Source organism: Streptomyces glomeratus, assembly GCF_021462825.1.
Classification (GTDB): domain Bacteria; phylum Actinomycetota; class Actinomycetes; order Streptomycetales; family Streptomycetaceae; genus Streptomyces; species Streptomyces glomeratus.
In genome coordinates, this window is record NZ_JAKEEB010000006.1 from 17,260 (window position 1) to 42,182 (window position 24,923).

A 24,923-nucleotide genomic window follows, 5' to 3' on the forward strand; every position below is an offset into this window, starting at 1 on the left:
GGTCAAGAACCCCCACCCGAGAGACGAAACGGAGAGCCCACGTGACGCGCAGCGTGTACGTGACCGGGATCGACCGCGGCGACGGCCGCCAGGTCGTCGAGCTGGGGGTGATGGAGCTCCTGACCCGGCAGGTCGACCGGGTGGGTGTCTTCCGCCCGCTCGTCCACGACGGCCCCGACCGCCTCTTCGAGCTGCTGCGCGCCCGGTACCGGCTGTCCCAGGCCCCGGCGACCGTGTACGGCCTGGACTACGCCGAGGCGTCCGCGCTCCAGGCCGAACGCGGCACGGACGAGCTGGTGGCGACCCTCGTCGAGCGTTTCCACGCGGTGGCGCGCGACTACGACGTCGTCCTCGTGCTCGGCACCGACTTCGCCGACACCCAGCTCCCTGACGAGCTGTCCCTCAACGCCCGGCTCGCCAACGAGTTCGGCGCGTCGGTGATCCCCGTCGTGGGCGGGCGGAAGCAGACCCCCGAGTCGGTGCGGGCCGAGGTGCGCAACGCCTACCGCGCCTACGACGGACGGGGCTGCGACGTGCTCGCGATGGTCGCCAACCGGGTCGCCCGCGAGGACCGGGACGAGATAGCCGAGCGGCTCGACTCCCGCCTGCCGGTGCCCTGTTACGTCCTTCCCGACGAGCCCGCGCTCTCGGCGCCGACGGTCGCCCAGATCACCCACGCGCTCGGCGCGAGGGTGCTGCTCGGCGACGAGTCGGGGCTGGCCCGCGACGCCCTCGACTTCGTCTTCGGCGGCGCCATGCTGCCGCACTTCCTGAGCGCCCTGACCCCGGGCTGTCTGGTGGTGACCCCGGGCGACCGCGCCGACCTCGTCATCGGCTCGCTCGCCGCCCACAGTGCCGGCACTCCACCCATCGCCGGTGTGCTGCTCACCCTGGACGAGGTGCCCAGCGACGAGATCCTCACCCTCGCCGCCCGCCTCGCGCCGGGCACCCCGGTGATCGCGGTGTCCGGCAACAGCTTCCCCACCGCCGCCCGGCTCTTCTCCCTGGAGGGCAAGCTGAACGCGGCCACCCCGCGCAAGGCGGAGCGGGCGCTCGGGCTCTTCGAGCGGTACGTCGACACCGCCGGCCTCCTGACCCGGGTGTCCGCGCCGAGCAGCGACCGGGTCACGCCGATGATGTTCGAGCACAAGCTGCTCGAACGGGCCCGCGCCGACAAGCGCAGGGTCGTCCTCCCCGAGGGCACCGAGGAGCGTGTGCTGCACGCCGCCGAGGTGCTGCTGCGCCGCGGCGTGTGCGACCTGACGCTGCTCGGGCCGGTCGACCGGATCCGCAAGAAGGCCGCCGACCTCGGCATCGACCTCGGCGACTCACAGCTGATCGACCCGGCCACCTCGGAGCTGCGTGACGCCTTCGCCGAGCAGTACGCGAAGCTGCGCGCCCACAGGGGCGTGACGGTGGAGCTGGCGTACGACGTCGTCGCCGACGTGAACTACTTCGGCACCCTCATGGTCGAGCAGGGCCTCGCCGACGGCATGGTCTCCGGATCCGTGCACTCCACGGCCGCCACCATCCGGCCCGCGTTCGAGATCATCAAGACCAATCCCGATACGAAGATCGTCAGCTCGGTGTTCTTCATGTGCCTCGCCGACAAGGTGCTCGTCTACGGCGACTGCGCGGTGAACCCCGACCCCGACGCCGAGCAGCTCGCCGACATCGCCATCCAGTCGGCCGCGACCGCCGAGCAGTTCGGGGTGGAGCCGCGGATCGCGATGCTGTCGTACTCCACCGGGACCTCCGGCTCCGGCGCCGACGTCGACAAGGTCCGCAAGGCCACCGAGCTGGTGCGGCTGCGCCGCGGCGATCTGAAGACCGAGGGCCCGATCCAGTACGACGCCGCGGTCGAGCCCTCCGTCGCGGCGACCAAGCTGCCGGACTCGGAGGTCGCCGGGCAGGCGTCCGTGCTGATCTTCCCGGACCTCAACACCGGCAACAACACGTACAAGGCCGTGCAGCGTTCGGCCGGCGCGATCGCCGTCGGCCCGGTCCTGCAGGGCCTGCGCAAGCCCGTCAACGACCTGTCCCGCGGCGCCCTCGTCCAGGACATCGTCAACACGGTGGCGATCACCGCGATCCAGGCCCAGACCCCGCACGAGAAGGCAACCACCCAGTGAGCCCCTCCCGCGTCCTCGTCCTCAACTCCGGCTCGTCGTCGGTGAAGTACCAGCTGCTGGACATGCGAGACCACAGCCGGCTGGCCACGGGCCTCGTCGAGCGCATCGGCGAGCAGACATCCCGGCTCAAGCACACGGCGCTCACCACGGGCGACACCCGCGAGTACAACGGGCCGATCGCCGACCACCAGGCCGCACTGAAGGCGGTCGCCGAGGAGCTGGCCAGGGACGGGCTGGGTCTCGAGTCCACCGAGCTGGCCGCCATCGGCCACCGGGTGGTGCACGGCGGGATGTTCTTCACCGAGCCCACCGTCATCGACGACGCCGTGCTCACCGAGATCGAGCGGCTGATCCCGGTGGCGCCGCTGCACAACCCGGCCAATCTGACCGGCATCCGTACGGCCATGGCGCTGCGGCCCGACCTGCCGCAGGTCGCCGTCTTCGACACCGCGTTCCACACGACGATGCCGGAGTCGGCGGCCCGCTACGCGATCGACCCGAAGATCGCCGACCGGCTCCGCATCCGGCGGTACGGCTTCCACGGCACCTCGCACGCGTATGTGTCCCGGGCGACCGCCGGGCTGCTCGGAAAGGCGCCGCAGGAGCTCAACGTCATCGTGCTGCACCTGGGCAACGGGGCGTCCGCCTCGGCGGTCCGGGGCGGACGGTGCGTGGACACCTCCATGGGGCTCACCCCCCTGGAGGGGCTGGTGATGGGGACACGCTCGGGCGATCTGGACCCCGCCGTCATCTTCCATTTGGAGCGTGTTGGCGGAATGTCCATGGACGAGATCGACACTCTTCTCAACAAAAGGAGCGGTCTGTTCGGCCTGTGCGGCGACAACGACATGCGGGAGATTCAGCGCCGGATCGACGAGGGCGACCGGGAGGCACGGCTCGCCTTCGACATCTACATCCATCGGCTGAAGAAGTACATCGGCGCGTACTACGCGGTACTCGGCCGGGTGGACGCGGTCGCCTTCACGGCGGGCGTGGGAGAGAACGCGGCCGCGGTGCGCGCGGCCGCCGTGGCGGGCCTGGAGGAGCTGGGCCTGGCGGTGGACGACGGCCTGAACGCCGTACGCGGCGACGCACCCCGGCTGATCTCGCCCGCGTCCGCGCGGGTGGCGGTCGCGGTGGTGCCGACCGACGAGGAACTGGAGATCGCCACGCAGACCTACGCACTGGTCGGAAAGGACGACTAGCAATTCGAGCGGTCTCGACTGAGCGCCGGCCCGCCCATTTGTATTTTCCGCCAGACGGAATATTCCGCGCCGAAACAAACCGATAGGATCGCCCCATGCGCCGTTCGAAAATCGTCTGTACTCTCGGCCCCGCGGTCGACTCCCACGAGATGCTCGTCGCTCTGATCGAAGCCGGCATGAACGTGGCCCGCTTCAACTTCAGCCACGGCACCCACGCAGAGCACCAGGGGCGGTACGACCGCGTCCGTGCCGCGTCCGCCGAGACCGGCAAGGCCATCGGCGTCCTCGCCGACCTGCAGGGTCCCAAGATCCGTCTGGAGACCTTCGCGGAGGGTCCGGTCGAGCTGGTGCGCGGTGACGAGTTCACCATCACCACGGAGGACGTGCCGGGCGACAAGTCGATCTGCGGCACCACGTACAAGGGCCTGCCGGGCGACGTCTCCATGGGCGACCAGGTCCTGATCAACGACGGCAACGTCGAGCTGCGGGTCGTGGACGTCGAGGGCCCCCGGGTCAAGACGATCGTCATCGAGGGCGGCGTCATCTCCGACCACAAGGGCATCAACCTGCCCGGCGCGGCGGTGAACGTTCCGGCCCTGTCCGAGAAGGACGTCGACGACCTGCGATTCGCGCTGCGGATGGGCTGCGACATGGTCGCGCTCTCCTTCGTGCGGGACGCCGACGACGTCAAGGACGTCCACCGCGTCATGGACGAGGAGGGACGCCGGGTCCCCGTCATCGCCAAGGTGGAGAAGCCGCAGGCGGTGGCGAACATGGAGGACGTCGTGATGGCGTTCGACGGGGTGATGGTCGCCCGCGGCGACCTGGCCGTCGAATACCCGCTCGAGAAGGTCCCGATGGTGCAGAAGCGGCTCATCGAGCTGTGCCGCCGCAACGCCAAGCCGGTGATCGTGGCGACCCAGATGATGGAGTCGATGATCACCAACTCCCGTCCGACCCGCGCCGAGGCCTCCGACGTGGCCAACGCCATCCTCGACGGCACCGACGCGGTCATGCTGTCGGCCGAGTCCAGCGTCGGCGCGTACCCGGTCGAGACGGTCAAGACGATGTCGAAGATCGTCCAGGCCGCCGAGGAGGAGCTGCTCGCCAAGGGCCTCCAGCCGCTGGTCCCCGGCAAGAAGCCGCGGACGCAGGGCGGTTCGGTGGCGCGTGCGGCGGCCGAGATCGCCGACTTCCTGGGCGGCAAGGGCCTGATCGCCTTCACCAAGTCCGGTGACACCGCCCGCCGGCTGTCCCGCTACCGGGCCTGCCAGCCGATCCTGGCGTTCACCACGGACGAGTCCACCCGCAACCAGCTGACGCTGAGCTGGGGCGTGGAGTCGCACGTCGTTCCGTTCGTCAACAGCACCGACGAGATGGTGGACCTGGTCGACCATCACCTGGTGCGGCTCAAGCGGTTCAACGACGGCGACATCGTGGTCATCACCGCGGGCTCCCCGCCCGGCATCCCCGGCACCACGAACATGGTCCGCGTCCACCACCTGGGCGAGGACGGCCGCCGCTGACGCCGCGCCGACGGCATGACGGCGATGAGGGCGCCCCCTGTGACAGGGGGCGCCCTCATCTGTTGCGGCTCCCGGAAAGGCCTTGAGAGATGCTCAGCTCCCGCCGGTGATGTACTGATGCATGCCCGGGATGGTCAGCGTGCCGCCGAACTGGCCGGCCTGGGTGACCTTCACATGGGTGAAGTAGATCCACGGGATGTTCAGCGGCGGCGGGCTGTCCGGGCTGAACGTGACCGGGATCAGCCCCAGCAGGTTGCCGGAGATGCTCTCGGTGTACATCACCGTCTTGCCCCCGGTGATGGTCGACGTGGAGCCCTTGGCGGCCTGGACGTGGTACGTCTCGCCCTTCTGGCCGTCGACGAGCTGGTGCAGGTCCCCGATGTCGGTGCCGTTGGAGATGACGTACTTCAGGACCCTCTTGACCGTGCCGTTGGCGGTGCGCACCTTGACGACGCCCTGGTAGTCGGCGCCGTTGAGGGTCAGCGAGCTGGCCTCGAGGTGCCAGGGCCGGTCGGGCAGCGCCACGATCTTCTCGACGCCGCCCTCGTCATCCGTGGCCGCGACGCAGTCCGCGGGGGGACTGGAACTCGCGGACGGGCTCGGGGTCGCGGACTCCGCCGCCTTCACCGCGTCGTCGGCCGCCTTGGTGGCCTCGGACACCGCCTTCGTCGCCGTGTCCGTCGTGTCCTTCACGGTGTCCTTGACCGTGTCGGTGACCTTCTCGGTCGTCTTGGTGACGGAGGACGACGCGGACGTGCCGCCGGTGTCCTTGGTGCCCTGGTTCGCGGACGCCGAGGCGGACGGAGAGGCGGACGGCGACGGCGTGGAGCTCGCATCCCCGCTTCCCGACGAGGTGCCGCCGGGCGTGAGGACGTTCTTGAGCGCGCTGCCGATGTCGTCCAGCACACCCCCGTGGCTCGCGGAGGCCGACGGGCTTGGCGTGGATCCGCCGCCCGACGACGTGCCGGAGCCGCTGGCGGAGGACGGCGCGGGCGCGGCCTTGTCGTCGGAACCTGAATCCGACGAAGAGGACGTGCCCGACGTGCTGTCGGACGTCTTGTCCGACGCCTTGTCCGAGGAGGCCGAGGGCTGCGGCTCCGCCGTGTCGGCGGACTTCGACGCGCTCGCCGAGGCGGACGGCGACGGCGTGGCCGACGCGTCCTTGGAGTCCTTCGAATCCTTGGACTTGTCCAGGACCTCGACACACTTCTGGTACTCGTCGGCCGTCAGCGTCTTCGACGACGGGTGGTCGTCGGCGCGGGCGAGCGTCGGCGTCAGCCCCATTCCCATGAGGACCGTCGGCATCGCCGCCAGGGCTATCGCCTTGCCCGCCGGCACGTGGAACCTGGTGAAAAGCGGCTTCCTGGGGGCCGCGTGGCGCGGCCCGGTTCTCGCACGGGACGTGTCCACGTCCGTCCCGTGGGTCACCTCGTCAGCCGGCACTGTGCCTCCCGTTCGTCCCGTTGACCGGGGTCGTCTTGGTCAGGTCCTGCGGCTCGTTCACCCCGCCCGGGACCGCCTCGGCGGCATCGCCGTCATCCGCCGCCTGCGCCGGCTGCTCCGCGGGCGGGACGCCCGGCGCCCAGGACACGGCCATCGCGCCGCCGACCAGGGAGAGCAGGAAGCCCACGACGAAGCCGCCGAAGTTGGACACCGGGAGGGAGACCAGCGCCAGCAGGATCGCCGCGACACCCGCGAACGTGCGGACGTGCTTCTGGAACCAGAGGCTGATGCCGAGGACTATCAGCAGCACACCGATGATCAGGGAACCGGCGCCCCCGGTGGTGGCCATGGCCAGCGTCAGGTGACCGAGCTGCAGGTGCGCGTACGGGAAGTAGAGGATCGGGAAGCCACCGAGCAGGACCAGCAGTCCGGCCCAGAACGGCCTCGTGCCCCGCCAGGCGCGGAACTGCAGCCTCCGGCGGGTGAACTGACCGGGCTCGGCAGCAGAAGTCTCGGCGCTCATGGAAAACAGCTCCCTGGTGCAGCGTTGCTGTGGGTGGTGGTGCGAGGGGTGTGGGGGGTGTGTGAAGGAGCGGTTGAAGGTGGAACGGGCGGGGGCGCCGTCGGCTCCCCCGCCCGTCACCGAGTGCTCAGTGCTTGACCTGGCACTCGTTGGCGCCCTTCGACAGGCTCATGTTGAGCCCGCTCAGCGTGAAGGTGCCCGCCGTGGTCGCCCAGGCGTGCTGGTCGACGTCGCTCAGCACCGCGTGCTTCGCCTGCTGCGCGAATCCGTAGGGGTTGGCCTGCTCGCCGCCCCCCTTCATGCCCGGGCCCTTGCCACCCTGGTTGGGGCCCGTCTGGCCGGCGGCCACGCCGATGTCGATGTCGTCGAACGTCGCGTCGGCCTTGAGGTCGTTAACATCGATGTAGATGTTGTGGGCCTCGACCTTGGGCTGACCCGCCCCGCCGGCCCTCAGCGTCAGCGTGACGTCACCGATCACCGGGATCGGAGTGACCACGGACTGGCACAGGTTGGTGATCTTGGCGTCCTTGAACGCCGAGACGGCGACGGGGTGAGCCGTCTGCTTGCCGTCGAGCGTGTAGCCGCTGTCGACCGCCCCGTACTGCTCGAAGCCCCAGCCCTCGAGCTGGTCGGCGGTCACCTTGAACTGCTGGCCCGACACGCTGAACGAAGCGGCCAGAGCGCCCTGTGCCAGGGCCACACCTATCGCTGCCGTCGCGGCAACGCTGGGCACCATGACCACAGCGAACCGCTTCCATCTGGTCCCGCCACGCACCTGGGACTCCATATTTCCTCCTTCTCGGACGTACATCTCCTGGCCCCAGCTCGCTACCTCTCGGCGGCTCGACCGGGCAGGGATGGGAGAAGTGCTACGTCCTCGGGAAGGAGAGCGCCCGCGCTCGGCGGCGCGAACTGCGCCCGAATCACCGGCGATCACCCCCGAGCGACAACCACTGGTCGCGCCTGACACGCATCACGCACAACCTGCCGGACAGGCTCCGCCGAGGCGGAGACCCCCCTGTCCAGGAGCCGACGCCACTGCCGCCGGCTCCTGCTCGGTGGGGACCCACGAGAAACCCGTTGCCCCGGCTGGCTGTCGGGTACGGCGATGGACCGAGCGTGGCCGATCGTGGTGCATTCTCGCCGCCCCCGCAAGGGGGTTCGTTACTCACTAGTAACGGCCGGATAACCGAACAACGGCCTGCCGGTCTCGTCCGGCGACTCTCAGTGGCACAAAAGGAGATGACGAAACGGTTGAAGTGCGGACAGAACCCGACAGAACAAGGGGTCCGGCTTACTCCAAGTAACAGCGGCCGCGATTACCAAGATTTGGTAAAGCGCGACCGCTGTGCGCCTCTGTGGGCGAATCTTTCACCCGGGCATCACATGCCCGGGTGTTTAACGACTGGTCAGAACAAGGCCCTCGCGAGCGCCCGCCGCGCGGCGGTCACACGTGGGTCCTCGGCACCGACCACCTCGAAGAGCTCCAGCAGCCGCAGCCGCGCGGCGTCCCGGTCCTCCCCCGCGGTGCGGCGCACCGTGTCGATGAGCCGCCCGAACGCGTCCTCCACATGTCCGCCCACGAGGTCCAGGTCCGCCGCGGCGATCTGCACCGGCACGTCACCGGGCTTCTCCGCGGCCTCCTTGCGCACCTGCTGCGGGTCAAGATCGCGCACCCGCTTGAGCAACTCGGCCTGGACCAGCCCCAGCTTGGCCTCCGTGTTGCCCGGGTCGTCGGTCAGCACGTTCTTGTACGCCTGGATCGCACCGCCCAGATCGCCCGCGTCCAGAGCCTGCACCGCCGCTTCGAGCAGCGCGTCGTAGGGGCCCGCCGGCACCTCGGCGGCCACCGGGGTCGCGCCCGGCTCGGCGTCGGGGTCGACGGTCAGGCCGGTCAGGCCGAAGCGCTGCTCGGCGACCTGGACGAGCTGGTCGAGGGTCGCGCGGATCTGCTCCTCGGGAGCGGCTCCCTGGAAGAGGGGGAGCGCCTGACCGGCGACGACGGCGAAGACCGCCGGGATCCCCTGGACGCCGAACTGCTGCATCAGCATCTGGTTGGCGTCGACGTCGATCTTGGCGAGGACGAAGCGGCCGTTGTACTCGAGGGCCAGCCGCTCCAGGATCGGGCTCAGCTGCTTGCAGGGCTGACACCACTCGGCCCAGAAGTCGATGACGACCGGCACCTCGGTGGAGCGCTGCAGGACGTCACGCTCGAACCCCGCCTCGTCGACGTCGATGACGAGGTCGGCCGGGGAGACCGCCCCTCCCCCGCCCTGCCGGGCCGCTTCGGCGCGCGCCTGCTCCGCCTTCACCTTGGCCTCCTGGGCGGCCTTCACCGCGGCAAGGTCGACGACTCCGCTCATGGACATGTTCCGTGGCTGCATGAGTACATCCTCCCCCCTCCGAAACGCCGCTGTGAAAAGCGCTGTGAAAGCCGTGCCGGGCCGGTCGTGATCCGCGCCGGGTCCCCACCTGGCGCATGTGGTCGTCGCTCTTGGGCGCGCCGCATGGACGCGCTTTCGCTACGAGTCGTAGCGTAACTGCCCGCGGGGGTCGCTGTGACCAGTACACCGGTGATCTCCCTCACGACTTCACACAACGCACGGATATGGCGGGAACACAGCGCCGGATAGGGTCACTGCCATGGAGAGCCGCACGTCCGCCGCCCGTACGGGGCGCCCTCGCAGCGTCGCCGCGGACGCGGCGATCCTGGCGGCGACCCGGGAGGCGCTCGTCGAGCTCGGCTGGTCGAAGCTCACCCTGGGGGACGTGGCGACCCGCGCGGGAGTCGCGAAGACGACCGTGTACCGGCGCTGGGCGGGCAAGAACGAGCTGGTGGTGGACGCGGTGGCGGCCCTGTTCGACGAGCTGGAGCTGCCCGACCGGGGCAGCCTCGCCGCGGACATCGAGGGCGTGGTGCTGCAGTTCGCGGCGATCCTGGACCGCCCGGAGGCGAAGAGCGGCCTGATGGCGGTGGTGGCGGAGGCGACACGGGACGAGGCGTTGCGCGAACGCATCCGCGCCTCGATCGTCGACCGCCAGAAGCGTCTGGTCGTCGAGGGCCGGGCACGCGCCGCGCAACGCGGGGAGCTGCCCCCCGAGACGGACCCCGAGGCCGCCTCGCGCACGGCCGATCTGATCTTCGACGTGGTCGCGGGGGCGGTGGTCCATCGCACCCTGGTCAGCGCCGAGCCCGTCGACGAGGACTGGGCGCGGCGCTTCGCCGCGATGCTGTTCGGCGGCCTCGCGGCGACCGGCACCTGACCCCACGCGACCCGTCACCCGCGCCGGAACAGACGCGGGCCGTCCTCGGTCCGGTGAATCCCGCCACGACCGTGGCGCCCTGGATCTAAGGTGATCGCGCGGTTCGTCGAGGAGTTGGGGGGCGAGAGTGGCACGTGTCGTGGTGGTGCACGGGGTCGGCAAGCACCTGGAAACCGGGGAGACGCTGCACACCTCACTGGCTCCGGCCCTCGAAGGCGGGGTGAATCTCGCCCTGCGGGGAGACGGTGAACTCGCGGCGCACATCAACCCCCTGACGCCGGACGACATCCTCTGCGCGGGCTACGGCGACCTGTTCCGGCGGCCCGGCGCCCGTGGCGGAGCACTCCAGTACGAGGCGGAGGACGTCGCCGAGGGGCTGGAGACCGATCTGCTCCTCGCCTGGTGGCAGGAGGCTTCGCGCCGTGACCCCGCGGTCCTCGGCCCGCAGGACTCCGGACGCGGCGTGCTCGGCTACGCGGCCTCCCGGCCTTTACGGATCGCCGCCGTTCGGCGGGCGCTGGACGCGCTGACCCGTACCCGCTTCTTCAAGTCGGTCTCGGACGCGTTCCTGATCGCCGCGCTCAAGCAGTTCCGTCGGTACTTCGAGGAGCCCGCCCTCCGAAAGGCGGCGCGCTCACGAATCCTCGAGCTCATCGCCCCGGACACCCGTGTCGTGGTCGCCCACTCGCTGGGCTCGGTGGTCGCCTACGAGGCCCTGTGCTCCCTGACCGCGCCGCGGCCGCTGACACTGGTGACGCTCGGTTCCCCGCTGGGCATCCGCCATCTCGCCTTCGACCGACTCGACCCGGCACCCGCCGACGGCACGGGTGTCTGGCCGAGGGCGGTGGGGCACTGGCACAACGTCGCCGACGCCTCCGACATCGTCGCCCTCGTCCATGAACTCGCCCCGCGCTTCGGTCCCCGGGTCACGGATCACCTGGTGCACAACGGGACGACGATGCACGAGATGACGGCGTACCTGACCGCGGTGGAGACGGGGTCGGCGATCGCGGGCGGCCTGGCGCGGTGAACGGCACCGGCGAGGCGGCGCACCGCGAACCGGGGTTCCGCCGCCACATCCTCGTGGCGGGCACCCGGCACTACCCCGACGACCCCCATCTGATGGAACTGCCGGGCGTCGACGAGGACGTCGAACGTGTCGCGGCCCTGTTCGAGGGCTTCGGCTACACACGGATCCTGCCGCATCTGAGCAGCGCGCCCCGCTCACAGCAACTGCTCGGCGAGTTGGAGGACTGGCTGGGGCATCCGGAACGCTGCGACCGGGACGTGCTCGTCGTCTATTACGCGGGGCACGGCATGAGGCCCCCTCGGCGGCACGACCACTACCTCATGTGCGGGGGCAGCCGCGTCGAGCGTCCTCAGGGCACGGCGATCCGGTCGAGCGACCTCGCCGGTATCGTCACCGCGTCCCCCGTCGGCCACGCCCTGCTGATCCTCGACACCTGTCATGCCGGTGCCGGTACGGCCGAAATGGGCGCGGCCGCACTGGACTTGACCGCGTTGCGCGGGGACGACAGTGAGGGGCTGTGGCTTCTCGCCTCGGCGCGGGCCCGGGAGGAGGCCGTGGACCACGCCTTCGTCTCGGCCCTGGAGGAAGCCGTCCGCCACAGCCGGGCCGGAATGCGCCAGCCCCATCTGGACTTCCTGGACATCACCAACCGCATCGACGCCTATCTGCACGAGCACCACCCCCATCAGAGCGCCCGCTGCCATGCCGCGGAGGTGCGCACGCCGCCGCCGTTCTTCCCGAACCCCGACCACCGGCCGGACTTGTCCCCGTCCCTGGTGGACGTGCAGACCGCTCGCGAGTGGACCGCGCACTTCGATCCGCGAAGCCGCGGCGTCGAATACGCCAGCGAAAAGGGAGACTTCTTCACGGGCCGGCACCAGGCCCTGGCCACCCTGGCCGGATGGCTGCGCGAACCGCAGCACGACGGCCGGGCCCGCGTGGTCACGGGAAGTCCCGGGTCCGGCAAGTCCGCGTTACTGGGCCGCCTGCTGACACTGTCCGATCCGGACGCGACGGCACGCTCCGCCACTCCGGAGTACATGGTGCCGCCGGCCGGGTGCGTCACCACCGCGGTCCACGCACGCGGCACGAACCTCGAATCGCTCACGAGCCGGCTGGCCGCGGCTGTGGACATCGACGCGGACACGCCGCACCAACTGCTCGCCGAGCTCGCCGACCGCACGACCCCGCACACGGTCCTCATCGACGCCCTGGACGAGGCCGGCACCGGTGTGAGCGGCACCGAGCCGCTGCGCATCGCCCGTGAACTGCTGCGCCCACTCACCACGTTGCCCCGCCTGCGGCTGATCGTGGGCACCCGCCGGGAGGCCCTCCCCGCGCTGGGCAGCGCGGTGGAGGTCATCGACCTGGACACCGAGGGCTACTCCCGGCAGGCGGACGTCGAGGAGTACGCGTACGGCATTCTGCGGACATCGGGTCTGTCCGGGCGCGGGCACACGGCTGACGCCCTGAGAACGATCGCGGCCGCCGTGGCCGCGCGGGCCGGGCAGTCCTTCCTGGTCGCCAGGATGACCGTGCGGGCGGTGGCGCACGGCGATCTGACGGTCGACCTCACCGACCCGGACTGGCGGAAACGGCTGCCGACGGAGGCCGGGCAGGCCTTCGACGCGTACCTGGCGCGCTACGGCACGGACGAGGCCAAGGTCAGGCGTCTTCTCACCCCGCTCGCGTACGCGGAGGGGGACGGGCTGCCCTGGGACTCGCTGTGGGCGTCGCTGGCCACGGCGCTGTCGGGGGTGCCGTGCTCCGACGACGACATCGAGTGGCTGTTCCGGTATGCCGGGGCCTACGTCGTGGAGGTGCCCTCCGGTGACGAGCGGTCGGTCTTCCGGCTGTACCACGAGGCCCTGGCGGAGCACCTGCGCAACCCGCGCCGGGACACCGAGAACCAGCGGCGCCTCACGGAGACCCTGCTGGGGGCGGTCCCGCACCACCGGGGCGGGGAGCGCGACTGGGCGCGTGCGCACCCGTACGTCCTGCGGCACCTCGCGGGACACGCGGCGGCGGCCGGCGAACTGGCAAGGGTGCTGGAGGATTCCTTCTTCCTCACGCACGCCGAGCCGGACGCCCTGCTCTCCGCCATGGACGGAAGCGCCGATCCGGCGGTCAGGCGAACCCGCGCCATGTACCGGGCCTCGGCCCATCTGCACAAGGCCTTCTCCGGCGAGCAGCGGGCGCAGCTCCTCGCGATCGACGCCTCACGGTTCGGCGAAGAGGGGCACCGGCGGGCTCTGAGACGGGGCCAGGGCTGGTCGCCGCGCTGGGCGACCAAGGCTCAGACCAGCAATGCGCTGCGGGCCACGTTGGACAGTTACAGCGGCAGCTTCTCCGTCATGGACTGCCTGACGGTGGAGGGAGTTCCGCTCCTCGTGACCTCCGGCCCCGCGCAGGCCGTATGGCTGTGGGACCTGCGGACCGAGTCCCTCCACTCCTCCTGGGACGGGCATCGGGCGGACTTGTCCGCACTGTGCTGCGCCGAAGTGGACGGCGACCCGATCGTGGTGACGGCCGACATGGAAGGCGAGCTCCGGGTCTGGGACATCGCCGAGGGCACGATCAGGCTCCGGTTCAGCGTGCCGCAGCCCGCCGGGAAACGGAAGCGACGCCGCTCCGGCGGAGGACGGGTCATCACCACCTCGGCCGAGGACAAGGCCGATCCCGACTACGTCGTCTCACTGGCCCCGACCGTCCTGGACGGCGTACCGGCGGTGGCCGGCTACGGCTTCAACGGCACGGCCTGGCTGTGGAATCTGCGTACGGGTGACCTGATACGGCAGGTGGACACCGCGCCGTCGACGCTCAGGGTCGACTCCATGATCGGCTGCACGGAGCTGGGCGGAACCGCCCACGCCATCGTGACCAGTGGAGACCGGCCGGCTCTGGCCTGGAATCTGCTGACCGGCGATCTGAGCAGGATCCACGATCGGGATACCGCGGATGTCGAGGTCAACTGGACCGGCACGGTGAACGGGCAACTCACCGGATTTCTGGGTGAGCGGCAGGACGGCTTGCTCCACTGGGATCCCGCCACGGGAAAGGTGCGCAGCCTCTTCCCCGCCCACAGCAGCTGGGTGACCGCCGTCGCGGTCGTCCCCCGCCGGACCGGCGATGTCGTCGTCGTAGGCCACGCGGACGGGATGATCCATCTCTGTGACGCGCGGAGCGGTTCCCTTCTCGGCAGACTGAGCGGCCACGACCAGTGGGTGCACGCCCTGTCGACCACGGTCGTGGAGGGATCACCTGTGATCGTCTCGTCCAGCAGCGACGGCACGCTGCGGCTGTGGGACCTGCCCGAGGAGACCGTCTCCCCTACGACCGGCCACACGAGCCAGGTCCACGCACTGACGTGCCTGGTCGCGGACGGCATGCCGATCGCCGTGAGTGGCGGAGACCTGTCGGTCCGGGCCTGGCATCTGGGCACCGGCGTGGCGCTGGGCACCGGCACAGGTCACAGCGAGCGCATCATGTCCGTCGCCCACACCGTCCTGGACGGGGTCCCCGTCGCGGTCACGAGCGGCCACGACGACTCGGTGCGGCTGTGGTCCCTCCCCCGGTGCGAGGAGGTCTCGACCGCACCGGACCTGCGCCGGGAGTGGAACCATGTCGACACCACCAGGATCGAGGGAGTGCCCGCGGTACTCATCGGTTCCGAGTTCACCTATCGCTCGTCGACACCCGGCGGCCTGGTGGTCCGCGATGCCTCCTCGCTCGAAGCCCTCGACGGCAGTGGCCCGCTGACGGCGGCCTTCCCCACGGTCACGGCTCTCGCGTGTACGACGGTGGGGAGCCGGCCCACCGTGGTGATCGCCGGCAGAGACGACGAACTCCGGAATACCGACCGTGCGGCGAAGCCCCGCGTCCAGGTGTGGGACCTCACCACCATGAGCCGTCTGGGGTCGTTCGAAGGATGCAGTGACCACGTGGTCGCGATCGCCTGCACGAGCGTCGGAGGCGTTCCGGTCGCGTTGCTGGCCACGAACCAAGAGGGAGTCCAGGTCTGGGACATGGCGACGTTCTCCCTGCGCTGCACCCTGGATATGGGGCGTGCGTGGGCCCACGACCTCGCGTGCGCGGTGCTGGACGGCGTGCCGACGGCCGCCGCCGTCGGTGGCAACCTCCTGCGTCTCTGGGATCTGACCACGACCCGGCTGCTCCACCAGCACGTCCTGCCGCACCCCGCCAATGCGGTGGCCTTCGGCCCGGCGGACGAGCTGGTGGTCGGATCCGGCTACGAGGTCATCGTCCTCGAACGCCCGGGTCAGAACCCCGGGGGCTCGGTGTAGATCCCCCACTCGTCGCGCAGCGCCCCGCAGATCTCGCCGAGCGTCGCCTCCGCGCGTACGGCGTTCAGCATCGGATCGATCATGTTCGAGCCGTCGCGCGCGGCGGCCAGCATCGCGTCCAGCGCCGAGCGCACCGCCGCGTCGTCCCGCCCGGCCTTCCGCTCGCCCAGCACCCGCACCTGCTCGCGCTCCACCTCGTGGCTGACCCGCAGGATCTCCAGGTCCCCGGTGACCGATCCGGTGTGGACGTTCACGCCCACCACCTTCTTGTCGCCCTTCTCCAGCGCCTGCTGGTAGCGGAACGCGGACTCGGCGATCTCACCCGTGAACCAGCCGTCCTCGATGCCCCGCAGGATGCCGGAGGTCATCGGGCCGATGGGGTGCTGCCCGTCGGGGTGCGCCCGCAGCCCTCGCTCCTTGATCTGCTCGAAGATCTTCTCGGCGTCCGCCTCGATCCGGTCCGTCAGCTGCTCGACGTACCAGGAACCGCCCAGCGGATCGGCGACGTTGCCGACGCCGGTCTCCTCCATGAGCACCTGCTGGGTGCGCAGCGCGATCTCCGCGGCCTGCTCGCTGGGCAGCGCCAGCGTCTCGTCCAGCGCGTTGGTGTGCAGCGAGTTGGTCCCGCCCAGCACCGCCGCCAGCGCCTCCACCGCCGTACGGACGACGTTGTTGTAGGGCTGCTGCGCGGTCAGCGAGACCCCGGCCGTCTGGGTGTGGAAGCGCAGCCACTGCGCCTTGGCGGTCTTCGCCCCGTACACGTCCCGCATCCACCGCGCCCAGATGCGGCGCGCCGCCCGGAACTTTGCGATCTCCTCGAAGAAATCGACGTGCGCGTCGAAGAAGAAGGACAGACCGGGGGCGAAGACGTCGACGTCGAGGCCGCGGCTGAGACCGAGCTCCACATAGCCGAACCCGTCCGCCAGCGTGTACGCCAGCTCCTGCGCGGCCGTCGCGCCCGCCTCACGGATGTGGTAGCCGGAGACGGACAGCGGCTTGTAGGCGGGAATGCCGGCCGCGCAGTACTCCATCAGGTCGCCGATGAGGCGCAGGTGCGGCTCGGGCTGGAAGAGCCACTCCTTCTGCGCGATGTACTCCTTGAAGATGTCGGTCTGGAGCGTCCCGTTCAGCACGGCGGGGTCGACGCCCTGCCGCTCGGCTGCCACGAGGTACATGCAGAAGACGGGGACGGCCGGACCGCTGATCGTCATCGAGGTCGTGACATCGCCCAGCGGGATGTCCTTGAACAGGACCTCCATGTCCGCGGCCGAGTCGATCGCGACCCCGCAGTGCCCGACCTCGCCGATCGAGCGGGGGTCGTCGGAGTCGCGGCCCATGAGGGTGGGCATGTCGAAGGCGACGCTCAGGCCGCCGCCGCCGGCGTCCAGGATCATCTTGTAGCGCTCGTTGGTCTGCTCGGCGTTGCCGAACCCGGCGAACTGCCGGATGGTCCAGGTGCGCCCCCGGTAGCCGGTGGGGTACAGACCGCGGGTGAAGGGGTACTCACCGGGCCAGCCGATCCGCTCGAAGCCCTCGTACCTGTCGTGGGCCCGCGGCCCGTACACCGGCTCAACGGGGTCGCCGGAGAGCGTGGTGAAGTCGGCCTCACGCGTGCGTGAAGCGTCGTAGCGGGCCTGCCAGCGTCGGCGGCCCTCCTCGATGGCGTCAGCGTCCATACCTTCAAATTTACTAGGACGTCCAAGTAAATGTCGATGGCAGACCGCCGTACGGCTTCCGTACGGCGGTGTCCGCTACGCCTCGGCGACCGCGGGGGCGTCCTCCGCGATCCGTGCCTCGAGCTCGTGCGTGACCTTGCGCTCCACGAAGAAGGCGGCGGTGGGGATGGTTCCCGCCAGCAGCACCCACAGCTGCTTGCCGACCGGCCACTTGGCCTTGGAGCCCAGGTCGAAGGCGAAGACCAGGTAGATCACGTACAGCCAGCCGTGGGCGATGCCGACGACACGGGTGAAGTCCGCGGCACCGTTCACATCGAGCACGTACTTGGCGATGACACCGAGGGTCAGCAGGACCAGCAGCACGCCGGTGACGTAGGCCATGACGCGGTAGCGGGTCAGCACGCTCTTTTTCATGGCTACGAGCGTAACGGCACGTATCGGGCGATCTTCGGGTGCCCCCGGGACGCCCGGCCGCCCCCTACTCGCCGGTGAAGTCGCCCGCGGCGACGCGCAGCGGGCGCAGCATCGCGAAGATCTCGGCGCACTCCTCGGCGTCGTACGTGCCGAGCCCGAAGTCCATCGCCATCAGATCACGGGTGGCGGCGTCGCAGACCTCGCGGCCCTTGTCGGTGATGGAGGCGAGAGTGCCGCGGCCGTCGTTGGGGTTCGGCCGCTTGGCGACCAGGCCGGACCGCACCAGACGGTCGACGGTGTTGGTGACGGACGTGGGGTGGACCATGAGCCGCTCGCCGATCTTGGACATGGGCAGCTCACCGGCCTTGGAGAAGGTCAGCAGCACCAGCGCCTCGTACCGCGCGAAGGTCAGTCCGTACGGTTTCACGACCGCGTCCAGCTCGGCGAGCAGAATCTGCTGCGCCCGCATGATCGAGGTGATGGCGGCCATGGACGGCACGTTTCCCCACCGCTGCTTCCAGAGTGCGTCGGCGCGGGCGATGGGATCGAAGGACAGACTGAGCGGCTTCGGCACGCCACCGACCTTACCGGCCGGTCACATGGTGGTCAGCCCCGTCTCGCCCTTCGGTCGGCGCTTGGGCACCGGGCGCACACTGGAGACAGAGGCCCCGTGCACGGGCCGAACGTGGAGGTGAGCCATGAGCACCCTCGAGGAACACGTCGACATCGCGGTCCCGATCGACGCGGCCTGGGAGAGCCTGCACCACGCGGAGCACTATCCGCGCTTCCTGGACGGGGTGCGCGACGCCCGTACGGAGACGGGCGGCCGGGCACACCTGGACGTCGAGGCGGGCGGCCGGTCCCGGTCGTTCGAGGCCGAGGTCTCCGACCACGACGACCGGCGCGTGATGGAGTGGCGCACCACGGGCGATCCCCGGCTGGCGGGGTCGTTCTCGCTCCAGCCGATCGACCAGGGTCACACCCGCCTCCAGGCGCGACTGGAGTACGACCCCGGCACCGTCAGGGAAGCCTTCGGCGGGCCGAAGGGCTTCGCCCAGGCCAACGCGATCGAACGCCAGGTCCGCGGCGACCTGGAGCACTTCAAGGAGTACCTGGAACAGCAACGCTGAGCCCCGGGAGGCTGCCCCGGCACACGGGCAGCCTCCCGATCGACAGCACACCCACCGGGCACGGGGCACGCCACGGCCCGGGACACACGACCGCACACGCGACCCCACGGCGCCCTGCACCCGGCCAGGCTCGCCCCGCGCCTAACGGGCACGCTGCCCGGCGTCCGTAGGCAGGGCCCCACCGGGCGCGGGACACTGCCGCACCCGCGCACGACAAGCCCTACGGCCACGCGGCGCACCACAGCACGGCAGGCACGGCCCCCACCCACACGCAACAGGGCCGCCGACGCCGGACAGGCAACACCCCGCGCCACCGGCACGCCCCCTCGCGCGGAAAACCCTGCCGGAGACCGAGAGACACGCTCTACGAGGAGCAGCCGCCCCACGCCCGCCGTGCCGGGCTCTCCCCCGGCGGGCGCCGGCCCGGAGCGGGGCAGGCAGGGGCCACGCAACCCCGCGGGCGTCAGGCGTTGCCGACCCAGGCGCGGCAGGCACAGCAGGCGCGGCCGGTGCGCGGCGCGCACGCCCGCGCCCCCGGAAGCCGCGCCACCGCCCAGACGCCGCACCTAGCCGCGCGAGGCCCGCCGCAGTGCATGGCGTACCGCCCGCTGCCCCACCGGGCCGAGGTCGCCCACTGCTGCCACCAGGGATGCCAGCTGGTCCAGGGAGGCCAGGGCCGCGCGTGCCCCCGCCGCGTCCACGCCCTCGTACAGCTCGATACCGACGAAGGACGCGGACACCGCGCGGGCGAGGCCGGCCGGGTCCGCGAACTCGCCGACCGGTGTCACCGCCAGCACCCGTACCAGCACGCGCTCGATCTCCGCGATCCACAGGTCGAGCCCCGCCGCCGTGGCCGACGCGAGCCGGGGATGTGCCTGGGCACCGGCCAGCAGCTGGCCCAGCACCGCCACATGCCCCGCCGCCTTCTCCTCCTCGTGCATCTCCCGGCCGAAGGCGAGGAGTTCGCCGAGCGTGCCGACCCCGTCGAGCCGCTCCCGGTACCGCGCCACCCGCTGCTCCGCGCCGTACCGGCACGCGGCCGCCAGCAGCTCGTCCACCGAGCCGAAGTGGTAGAAGACCAGCGCCTGGTTGACGCCCGCCGTCGCCGCGATGGTGCGCGCCGAGGTCTTGGCGATCCCCTGCTCGGTGAGCGTCCGCAAGGCCCCTTCCAGCAGCTTCGTCTTCGTCGCCTCGCTCACGCCCGCACCTCCTCCCGGACGGGCCGCAGCCCGGGCCGCACCCCGCACACACCGACGTCCGCGTAGGTCACGGTGAACCGTCCCTCGTAGCCGAACAGGGGCCCGAGGTACCGGTTCACCACGCGCACCCGGATCCGGAAGCCTCCGGTCGACTCGTCGAACGACTCCCGCACCTCCGCCTCGGCGCCCAGCAGTTCGGGCACCCGTGCATCCACCGGCCCCTCCCGGAAGCGGTGTTCTCCGGAACGGATCAGCAGCGACCCGTCCGGCTCCGCACGGAAGTGCAGCTCGCTCGCCAGGTGCTGATGGGTTCCGAGGTAGTCCAGGACGCGGTCGCCCTTGGGGCTCAGCACCATCTGGGCGTCGAAGCGGCACGCCCGGGAGGGAAAGCGGAAGGTGCGCACGAACGACACCGTCTCGCGGCCGAACGTGTCGGTGTAGGGCACGTTCTCGATGACGAAGGGAACGTCGCGCCCCTGGCGGGGGACGAGGATGTTGCGGGTGCCGCCGAGCGCGAGGAACGGCTTCGCAAAGCTCCTGCCGTGCCAGACGCGGTCCATCACCCCGCGCCCCGTGCACGCCCGACCGCTCGCCGTCCCCACGGAGAAGCGGCGCTGGAGCCGGGGGTGGAGCCGCTCGAAGTCGGCGCCCATCACGGTGCGGAAGATCGAGGTCATGACAGTCGCTCCAGGGCTGCGAGGAGGCGCGGCGCGCGCACCCGCGTGGGCGGGGTGCGCAGACAGCGGCGCGCCGCCGGGGTGCAGGCGAGGGGCGCCTTGAGCAGGGCCAGGCAGATGGCGAGGGCCAGCAGCAGCGGGCACAGATACGCCGTCGTCGCCGCGAGGGGGCCGAGCAGGCGGAGGGAGGAGCCGAGTCCCAGACCGGTGCAGGCGACGGTGAGGACGAGTCCGCGGACGACCAGCTCCGCGCACCAGTTCGCCAGTGCGCGCTCCGGTGCCACCCCCCGCTCCACCCACAGGCGGAGGCGGTCGAAGGACCAGGCCGTCGCCCAGCCCATGAGGGGCCGGAAGACCAGCCGGTCGGCGAAGCAGCCGAAGGCCCCCCAGCGCGGCCGGTAGTCGTACCCGGTGAGGAAGCGGACGCCGTCGCCGTCGGGCACGTACCGCCAGTAGCCGCTGCCCTCGGCGATCAGTGACAGCGGATGCGGCGAGGAGAACCGCAGTGCGGAGGTGCGCGTGCCGTCCGGACGCGTCTTCTCCCCGGCCGACACCCCGGTTCCGGAGACCGTCAGGAACGGCAGGAGCCGAGTGGTGTACCGGAAGCGGCGCGGTTCGCCCTCCGCGTACGGCAGAAAGTCGATCTCGGTGAAGCGGACGTCCCAGCGCTGGTGCTGCGCGGGGTCCTGGGTGCGTGCCCACAGTTCGTCGAGGTCGCCCCGTATGTGCGCCTCTACGTAGAGCCCCATCGCCGATCCCCCATGTCAACGGCCCTGCTTGAGCGACTGCTCAAACCAACTGCCCTGACGGTACCGCTGTTTGAGCGATCGCTCAAACGGCCGGGACGAGAGAACCCCGGCCGCCCGGGCCGGGGTTCACGGTCGCCTGGGGGCTCCTCACCCCGCGGAGAGGTGCCGCTCCACCGTCTCCACCTTCGCGGTCAGGCCGTCCGTCACACCCGGGCGGATGTCCGCCTTCAGCACCAGGGAGACACGCGGAGCGCGCTCCTCGACCGCCGCCACGGCGCGCTTCACGACCTCCATCACCGCGTCCCATTCGCCCTCGACGGAGGTGAACATCGCGTCGGTGCGGTTCGGCAGACCCGACTCCCGCACCACGCGCACGGCGTCGGCGACGTACTCCCCCACGTCCTCGCCTACACCCAGGGGCGTCACGGAGAAGGCGACGATCACGCGTTCACGATCCCTTCCTTGCGGGCGCGGGCGGCGATCACGGCGTCCTCGGCCTCACGGCGAAGCCTGCGTTCGGCGAAGAAGCCGCCGGTCGGCAGCACGGAGAGGACGAAGTAGACGGCGGCGGTCCGCACGGACCACTTGGCGCGGTTCCAGGCGTCCGCCCAGAAGATCACGTACAGGATGAAGAGCACGCCGTGGATCGAGCCCATGACGGGCACCGCGTCGAAGTCCGTGGTGCGCTTCAGTACCGAGCAGACGAGGAGCAGCAGGAAGGAGACGGCCTCGGGGGCCGAGACCAGTCGGAGCCGGCGGAGGGCGGTGGCGGTCTTTATGTCCACGGGTCACCTTCGGTGGGAGATTCACTGACGACGCGGTGCTTTGTGAACGCATGCACAAGCGCCCCCATTGTGACATCAGGGACGCGGTGGGCCGGGAGCGGGGGCGGGGGTGTCGGCGACGGACCCCGCACCGGGTCCCCTAGGGGCCCGGTCAGGGTTCCAGTCCACCTCCAGGCTCTGTCCGCTCCACCCGCCCGGCCGCTACCGTCGCATCGTGGCGATGTTCCGACTCCAAGGCAGCAAGGTGCTGGCCGTCGACATGACCGGGGACGCCGTGAAGGCGAAGAACGGCTCGATGGTCGCGTACGACGGACAGATGGCCTTCAAGAAGCTCACCGGCGGCGGCGAGGGTATCCGGGGGATGGTGACCCGCAGGCTCACCGGCGAGCAGATGACCGTGATGGAGGTGAAGGGACACGGAACCTGCTGGTTCGCGGACCGGGCCTCCGAGATCAACCTCGTGAATCTCCAGGGGGACAAGCTGTACGTCGAGTCGAGCAATCTCCTCGCGACGGACGCCGGGCTGCGCACGGGCACGTCGTTCACCGGCCTGCGCGGCGCCTCCCAGGGCAACGGCCTGTTCACCACGACCGTCGAGGGCCACGGCCAGGCCGCGATCATGTCAGACGGCCCGGCGGTGGTGCTGCGGGTGAGCGCGCAGTACCCGCTGACCGTCGACCCGGGCGCGTATGTGGCGCACCAGGGGAATCTGCGGCAGTCGTTCCAGTCGGGCGTGACGTTCCGCACGTTCCTCGGCGAGGGCGGCGGCGAGGCCTTCCAGATCCGCTTCGAGGGGGACGGACTGGTCTATGTCCAGCCCAGCGAGCGCAACACGATCGCGGGGGACCTCTGACATGGGCTTCCGCGAGGTGAACTCCAAGGTGATCGAGGCGACGGTCACGCCGGGACAGCGGTTGTACAGCCAGCGGGGCGCGATGCTCGCCTACAAGGGCGAGGTCTCCTTCACCCCGAACATCCAGGGCGGCCAGGGCGGCGTCATGTCGATGATCGGCCGCCGCATCGCGAACGAGGCGACCCCCCTGATGACGGTCGAGGGCAGCGGCACGGTGCTCTTCGGGCACGGCGGCCACCACATCCAGGTGATCAACCTCACGGGAGACACGCTCTACGTCGAGGCGGACCGGCTGCTCGCCTTCGAGGGCACCCTCCAGCAGGGCACCGTGTTCCTGGGCGCGCAGGGCGGCGTCATGGGACTGGTGCGCGGCCAGGTCACGGGCCAGGGCCTGTTCACCACCACTCTCACGGGGCACGGCGCGGTCGCCGTGATGGCGCACGGCGGCGTCTTCGAGGTGCCGATCACCCCGCAGCGCCCGGTCCACGTCGACCCTCAGGCGTACGTCGCGCACCACGGTGACGTGCGCAACAAGCTGTCCACGGCGCTCGGCTGGCGCGACATGGTGGGCCGCGGCTCCGGCGAGGCGTTCCAGCTGGAGCTGAGCGGCAGTGGTGCGGTGTACGTGCAGGCGTCGGAGGAGAAACTGTGACCACCTACCCGGGCGCCGGCCCCGTCGTGCACGACCCGATGACGCTGCCGGCCGACGACAACGTCGACAAGTACACCTTCTGCGTGGAGCTCAAGGGGAGCCAGTGGTTCCTGCAGAAGGGGAAGATGATCGCCTACTACGGCTCGATCGAGTTCAACGGCATCGGGAACGGCCGACTCGACCGTCTGGTCCGTACGTCGTTCCATTCGCCACTGCACGCGAGCGACTGGGTGGTGGCGGACGGCTCCGGCAAGATGCTCCTCGCCGACCGGGCCTTCGATGTGAATTCCTACGACCTGGACGACGGCAATCTGACCATTCGCTCGGGCAACCTGCTCGCTTTTCAGCCAAGTCTCGCACTCAAGCAGTCGATCATTCCGGGTTTCCTCACGCTGATCGGAACCGGCAAGTTCGTGGCCGCGTCCAACGGTCCGGTGGTGTTCATGGAACCCCCGATCCGGGTGGACCCGCAGGCCCTGGTCGGCTGGGCCGACTGCCCGTCCCCCTGCCACCATTACGACCATGGGTATCTGACGGGCGTATGGGGCGGTCTACGTGCGATGACGGGCCTGGGCGGGGCCTCCGGGGAGGAGCACCAGTTCGAGTTCGTCGGGGCGGGCACGGTCCTGCTCCAGTCGTCGGAGACACTTATGGCGGAGCAGGCGACGGGAGCGGTTCCACACGAGCCCGGCGTACCGGGCGGCGGAGGGGTACCCGGTCATCAGGGACAGCCGGGGACACCGCGCCTTCCCGGACAGCTGGGAGACCTCCAGCGTCGCTTCGGGCTGTGAGCGGTAGTCTGCGGAGTGTGACGTCGAACGCGTGCGCACTGTCACACCACCCTCACTAGTTCGCCTTTCAACCTTTTAGGTAGACTTCATTCATGGAGACCGAGACGGCCACGCGCTGGCTGACCGATGCGGAGCAGTGCGCCTGGCGCACCCACCTGGAGGTCAACAGGCTGTTGACGTACCAACTCGAAAGGGATCTGCAGCCGTTCGGCCTGACGATGAACGACTACGAGATTCTGGTGAACCTCTCGGAGTCGGAGGGCATGCGCATGCGCATGAGCGACCTCGCGGCCGCCACCCTCCAGTCCAAGAGCCGCCTCTCGCATCAGATCACCCGCATGGAGAACGCGAATCTGGTACGCCGCGAGAACTGCGAGTCCGACCGACGGGGCCTGTTCGCCGTGCTGACGGACCACGGCCTGGAAACGATGAAGAAGGTCGCGCCCCACCATGTGGCGTCGGTGCGCAGACACTTCATGGATCTGCTCTCCCCGGACGAGCTGGAGCAGCTGCACAAGTCTCTGCGCCCGATCGCGGAGCACCTCAGAGGGCAGCGGGGCAAGCCGTAGG

Annotated in this window: 23 protein-coding genes; 11 read left to right on the forward strand and 12 right to left on the reverse strand. The window is 70.3% G+C overall.

Annotation, left to right across the window (positions count from 1 at the left end; genetic code table 11):
• Positions 1 to 41: 41 nt before the first annotated feature.
• From pta to pyk, 3 genes are all read left to right on the forward strand, one after another.
• Positions 42 to 2,132, forward strand: a complete 2,091-nt coding sequence (pta, locus tag LZ604_RS09090; protein WP_234514020.1) for a phosphate acetyltransferase — start codon at positions 42 to 44, stop codon at positions 2,130 to 2,132.
• Entirely contained in the window at positions 2,129 to 3,337 is a 1,209-nt protein-coding gene (locus tag LZ604_RS09095; protein ID WP_234514021.1) for an acetate kinase, read from the forward strand. The genes pta and LZ604_RS09095 overlap by 4 nt, the downstream gene beginning before the upstream one ends.
• A 95-nt stretch (positions 3,338 to 3,432) precedes the next feature.
• Positions 3,433 to 4,863, forward strand: coding sequence for a pyruvate kinase (gene pyk, locus LZ604_RS09100; RefSeq protein ID WP_234514023.1), 1,431 nt, complete (start codon positions 3,433 to 3,435; stop codon positions 4,861 to 4,863).
• A 93-nt stretch (positions 4,864 to 4,956) separates the two neighbouring features.
• On the opposite strand, the gene LZ604_RS09105 is transcribed toward pyk, so the two are convergent.
• The 4 genes from LZ604_RS09105 to LZ604_RS09120 form a co-directional block, all read right to left on the reverse strand.
• Entirely contained in the window at positions 4,957 to 6,306 is a 1,350-nt protein-coding gene (locus LZ604_RS09105) for a hypothetical protein (protein WP_234514024.1), read from the reverse strand.
• Positions 6,296 to 6,829: a DUF6114 domain-containing protein gene (locus LZ604_RS09110; protein ID WP_234514025.1), complete on the reverse strand. Its 534-nt coding sequence runs from the start codon at positions 6,827 to 6,829 to the stop codon at positions 6,296 to 6,298. Before LZ604_RS09110 ends, LZ604_RS09105 begins: the two co-directional genes overlap by 11 nt.
• A gap of 127 nt (positions 6,830 to 6,956) precedes the next feature.
• On the reverse strand, positions 6,957 to 7,616 hold the full coding sequence (locus tag LZ604_RS09115; protein ID WP_234514026.1) for a DUF6230 family protein: 660 nt from the start codon (positions 7,614 to 7,616) through the stop codon (positions 6,957 to 6,959).
• Positions 7,617 to 8,238: 622 nt separating this feature from the next.
• Positions 8,239 to 9,213, reverse strand: a complete 975-nt coding sequence (locus tag LZ604_RS09120) for a tetratricopeptide repeat protein (protein ID WP_234514027.1) — start codon at positions 9,211 to 9,213, stop codon at positions 8,239 to 8,241.
• A gap of 259 nt (positions 9,214 to 9,472) precedes the next feature.
• On the opposite strand from LZ604_RS09120, the gene LZ604_RS09125 reads away from it, so the two are divergent.
• From LZ604_RS09125 to LZ604_RS36000, 3 genes are all read left to right on the forward strand, one after another.
• Complete coding sequence (locus LZ604_RS09125; RefSeq protein WP_234514028.1) at positions 9,473 to 10,093, forward strand: TetR/AcrR family transcriptional regulator; 621 nt, start codon at positions 9,473 to 9,475, stop codon at positions 10,091 to 10,093.
• A 127-nt stretch (positions 10,094 to 10,220) separates the two neighbouring features.
• A complete protein-coding gene (locus LZ604_RS09130; RefSeq protein WP_234514029.1) occupies positions 10,221 to 11,123 on the forward strand; it encodes an alpha/beta hydrolase family protein in 903 nt (300 codons plus the stop codon).
• Positions 11,120 to 15,427, forward strand: coding sequence for a caspase family protein (locus LZ604_RS36000; protein WP_234514030.1), 4,308 nt, complete (start codon positions 11,120 to 11,122; stop codon positions 15,425 to 15,427). The genes LZ604_RS09130 and LZ604_RS36000 overlap by 4 nt, the downstream gene beginning before the upstream one ends.
• Here LZ604_RS36000 and icmA read toward each other — a convergent pair.
• The 3 genes from icmA to LZ604_RS09150 form a co-directional block, all read right to left on the reverse strand.
• Positions 15,403 to 17,103 carry a coenzyme B12-dependent isobutyryl-CoA mutase large subunit gene (icmA, locus tag LZ604_RS09140; protein WP_234514032.1) on the reverse strand — a complete coding sequence of 567 codons (1,701 nt, stop codon included), beginning with the start codon at positions 17,101 to 17,103 and terminating at the stop codon, positions 15,403 to 15,405. The genes LZ604_RS36000 and icmA overlap by 25 nt on opposite strands.
• Before the next feature lie 75 nt (positions 17,104 to 17,178).
• Entirely contained in the window at positions 17,179 to 17,517 is a 339-nt protein-coding gene (locus LZ604_RS09145; protein WP_234514034.1) for a DUF3817 domain-containing protein, read from the reverse strand.
• Between the two features lie 64 nt (positions 17,518 to 17,581).
• A complete protein-coding gene (locus tag LZ604_RS09150; RefSeq protein ID WP_234514036.1) occupies positions 17,582 to 18,091 on the reverse strand; it encodes a MarR family winged helix-turn-helix transcriptional regulator in 510 nt (169 codons plus the stop codon).
• Between the two features lie 124 nt (positions 18,092 to 18,215).
• On the opposite strand from LZ604_RS09150, the gene LZ604_RS09155 reads away from it, so the two are divergent.
• Positions 18,216 to 18,647 (forward strand): SRPBCC family protein, encoded by a 432-nt coding sequence (locus tag LZ604_RS09155; protein WP_234514038.1) that lies wholly within the window; start codon positions 18,216 to 18,218, stop codon positions 18,645 to 18,647.
• 566 nt (positions 18,648 to 19,213) lie between these two features.
• On the opposite strand, the gene LZ604_RS09160 is transcribed toward LZ604_RS09155, so the two are convergent.
• The 5 genes from LZ604_RS09160 to LZ604_RS09180 form a co-directional block, all read right to left on the reverse strand.
• Positions 19,214 to 19,846 carry a TetR/AcrR family transcriptional regulator gene (locus LZ604_RS09160; RefSeq protein WP_234514040.1) on the reverse strand — a complete coding sequence of 211 codons (633 nt, stop codon included), beginning with the start codon at positions 19,844 to 19,846 and terminating at the stop codon, positions 19,214 to 19,216.
• Positions 19,843 to 20,523, reverse strand: a complete 681-nt coding sequence (locus LZ604_RS09165; RefSeq protein WP_234514042.1) for a DUF4166 domain-containing protein — start codon at positions 20,521 to 20,523, stop codon at positions 19,843 to 19,845. The genes LZ604_RS09160 and LZ604_RS09165 overlap by 4 nt, the downstream gene beginning before the upstream one ends.
• Positions 20,520 to 21,272 (reverse strand): hypothetical protein, encoded by a 753-nt coding sequence (locus LZ604_RS09170; RefSeq protein WP_234514044.1) that lies wholly within the window; start codon positions 21,270 to 21,272, stop codon positions 20,520 to 20,522. Before LZ604_RS09170 ends, LZ604_RS09165 begins: the two co-directional genes overlap by 4 nt.
• Positions 21,273 to 21,419: 147 nt before the next feature.
• Positions 21,420 to 21,716, reverse strand: a complete 297-nt coding sequence (locus tag LZ604_RS09175; RefSeq protein WP_234514045.1) for an MTH1187 family thiamine-binding protein — start codon at positions 21,714 to 21,716, stop codon at positions 21,420 to 21,422.
• Positions 21,713 to 22,057, reverse strand: a complete 345-nt coding sequence (locus LZ604_RS09180) for a DUF3817 domain-containing protein (RefSeq protein WP_234514046.1) — start codon at positions 22,055 to 22,057, stop codon at positions 21,713 to 21,715. Before LZ604_RS09180 ends, LZ604_RS09175 begins: the two co-directional genes overlap by 4 nt.
• Before the next feature lie 220 nt (positions 22,058 to 22,277).
• On the opposite strand from LZ604_RS09180, the gene LZ604_RS09185 reads away from it, so the two are divergent.
• From LZ604_RS09185 to LZ604_RS09200, 4 genes are all read left to right on the forward strand, one after another.
• Positions 22,278 to 22,910 (forward strand): AIM24 family protein, encoded by a 633-nt coding sequence (locus LZ604_RS09185; protein WP_234514336.1) that lies wholly within the window; start codon positions 22,278 to 22,280, stop codon positions 22,908 to 22,910.
• Between the two features lies 1 nt (position 22,911).
• Entirely contained in the window at positions 22,912 to 23,562 is a 651-nt protein-coding gene (locus LZ604_RS09190; RefSeq protein ID WP_234514047.1) for an AIM24 family protein, read from the forward strand.
• A 38-nt stretch (positions 23,563 to 23,600) separates the two neighbouring features.
• A complete protein-coding gene (locus tag LZ604_RS09195; RefSeq protein WP_267971158.1) occupies positions 23,601 to 24,353 on the forward strand; it encodes an AIM24 family protein in 753 nt (250 codons plus the stop codon).
• Between the two features lie 92 nt (positions 24,354 to 24,445).
• The gene (locus LZ604_RS09200; RefSeq protein WP_234514049.1) at positions 24,446 to 24,922 is read left to right on the forward strand and encodes a MarR family winged helix-turn-helix transcriptional regulator; all 477 of its coding nucleotides are present in this window, start codon (positions 24,446 to 24,448) and stop codon (positions 24,920 to 24,922) included.
• The last annotated feature ends 1 nt before the right edge of the window (position 24,923 follow it).

Bases quoted from the DNA above. Each gene is read 5' to 3' on its own strand.
- pyk (WP_234514023.1), top strand. From the start codon at position 3,433: ATGCGCCGTTCGAAAATCGTCTGTACTCTCGGCCCCGCGGTCGACTCC.
- LZ604_RS09110 (WP_234514025.1), bottom strand. From the start codon at position 6,829: ATGAGCGCCGAGACTTCTGCTGCCGAGCCCGGTCAGTTCACCCGCCGG.
- LZ604_RS09115 (WP_234514026.1), bottom strand. From the start codon at position 7,616: ATGGAGTCCCAGGTGCGTGGCGGGACCAGATGGAAGCGGTTCGCTGTG.
- LZ604_RS09120 (WP_234514027.1), bottom strand. From the start codon at position 9,213: ATGCAGCCACGGAACATGTCCATGAGCGGAGTCGTCGACCTTGCCGCG.
- LZ604_RS09125 (WP_234514028.1), top strand. From the start codon at position 9,473: ATGGAGAGCCGCACGTCCGCCGCCCGTACGGGGCGCCCTCGCAGCGTC.
- icmA (WP_234514032.1), bottom strand. From the start codon at position 17,103: ATGGACGCTGACGCCATCGAGGAGGGCCGCCGACGCTGGCAGGCCCGC.
- LZ604_RS09145 (WP_234514034.1), bottom strand. From the start codon at position 17,517: ATGAAAAAGAGCGTGCTGACCCGCTACCGCGTCATGGCCTACGTCACC.
- LZ604_RS09155 (WP_234514038.1), top strand. From the start codon at position 18,216: ATGAGCACCCTCGAGGAACACGTCGACATCGCGGTCCCGATCGACGCG.
- LZ604_RS09165 (WP_234514042.1), bottom strand. From the start codon at position 20,523: ATGACCTCGATCTTCCGCACCGTGATGGGCGCCGACTTCGAGCGGCTC.
- LZ604_RS09170 (WP_234514044.1), bottom strand. From the start codon at position 21,272: ATGGGGCTCTACGTAGAGGCGCACATACGGGGCGACCTCGACGAACTG.
- LZ604_RS09185 (WP_234514336.1), top strand. From the start codon at position 22,278: ATGTTCCGACTCCAAGGCAGCAAGGTGCTGGCCGTCGACATGACCGGG.
- LZ604_RS09190 (WP_234514047.1), top strand. From the start codon at position 22,912: ATGGGCTTCCGCGAGGTGAACTCCAAGGTGATCGAGGCGACGGTCACG.
- LZ604_RS09195 (WP_267971158.1), top strand. From the start codon at position 23,601: ATGACGCTGCCGGCCGACGACAACGTCGACAAGTACACCTTCTGCGTG.
- LZ604_RS09200 (WP_234514049.1), top strand. From the start codon at position 24,446: ATGGAGACCGAGACGGCCACGCGCTGGCTGACCGATGCGGAGCAGTGC.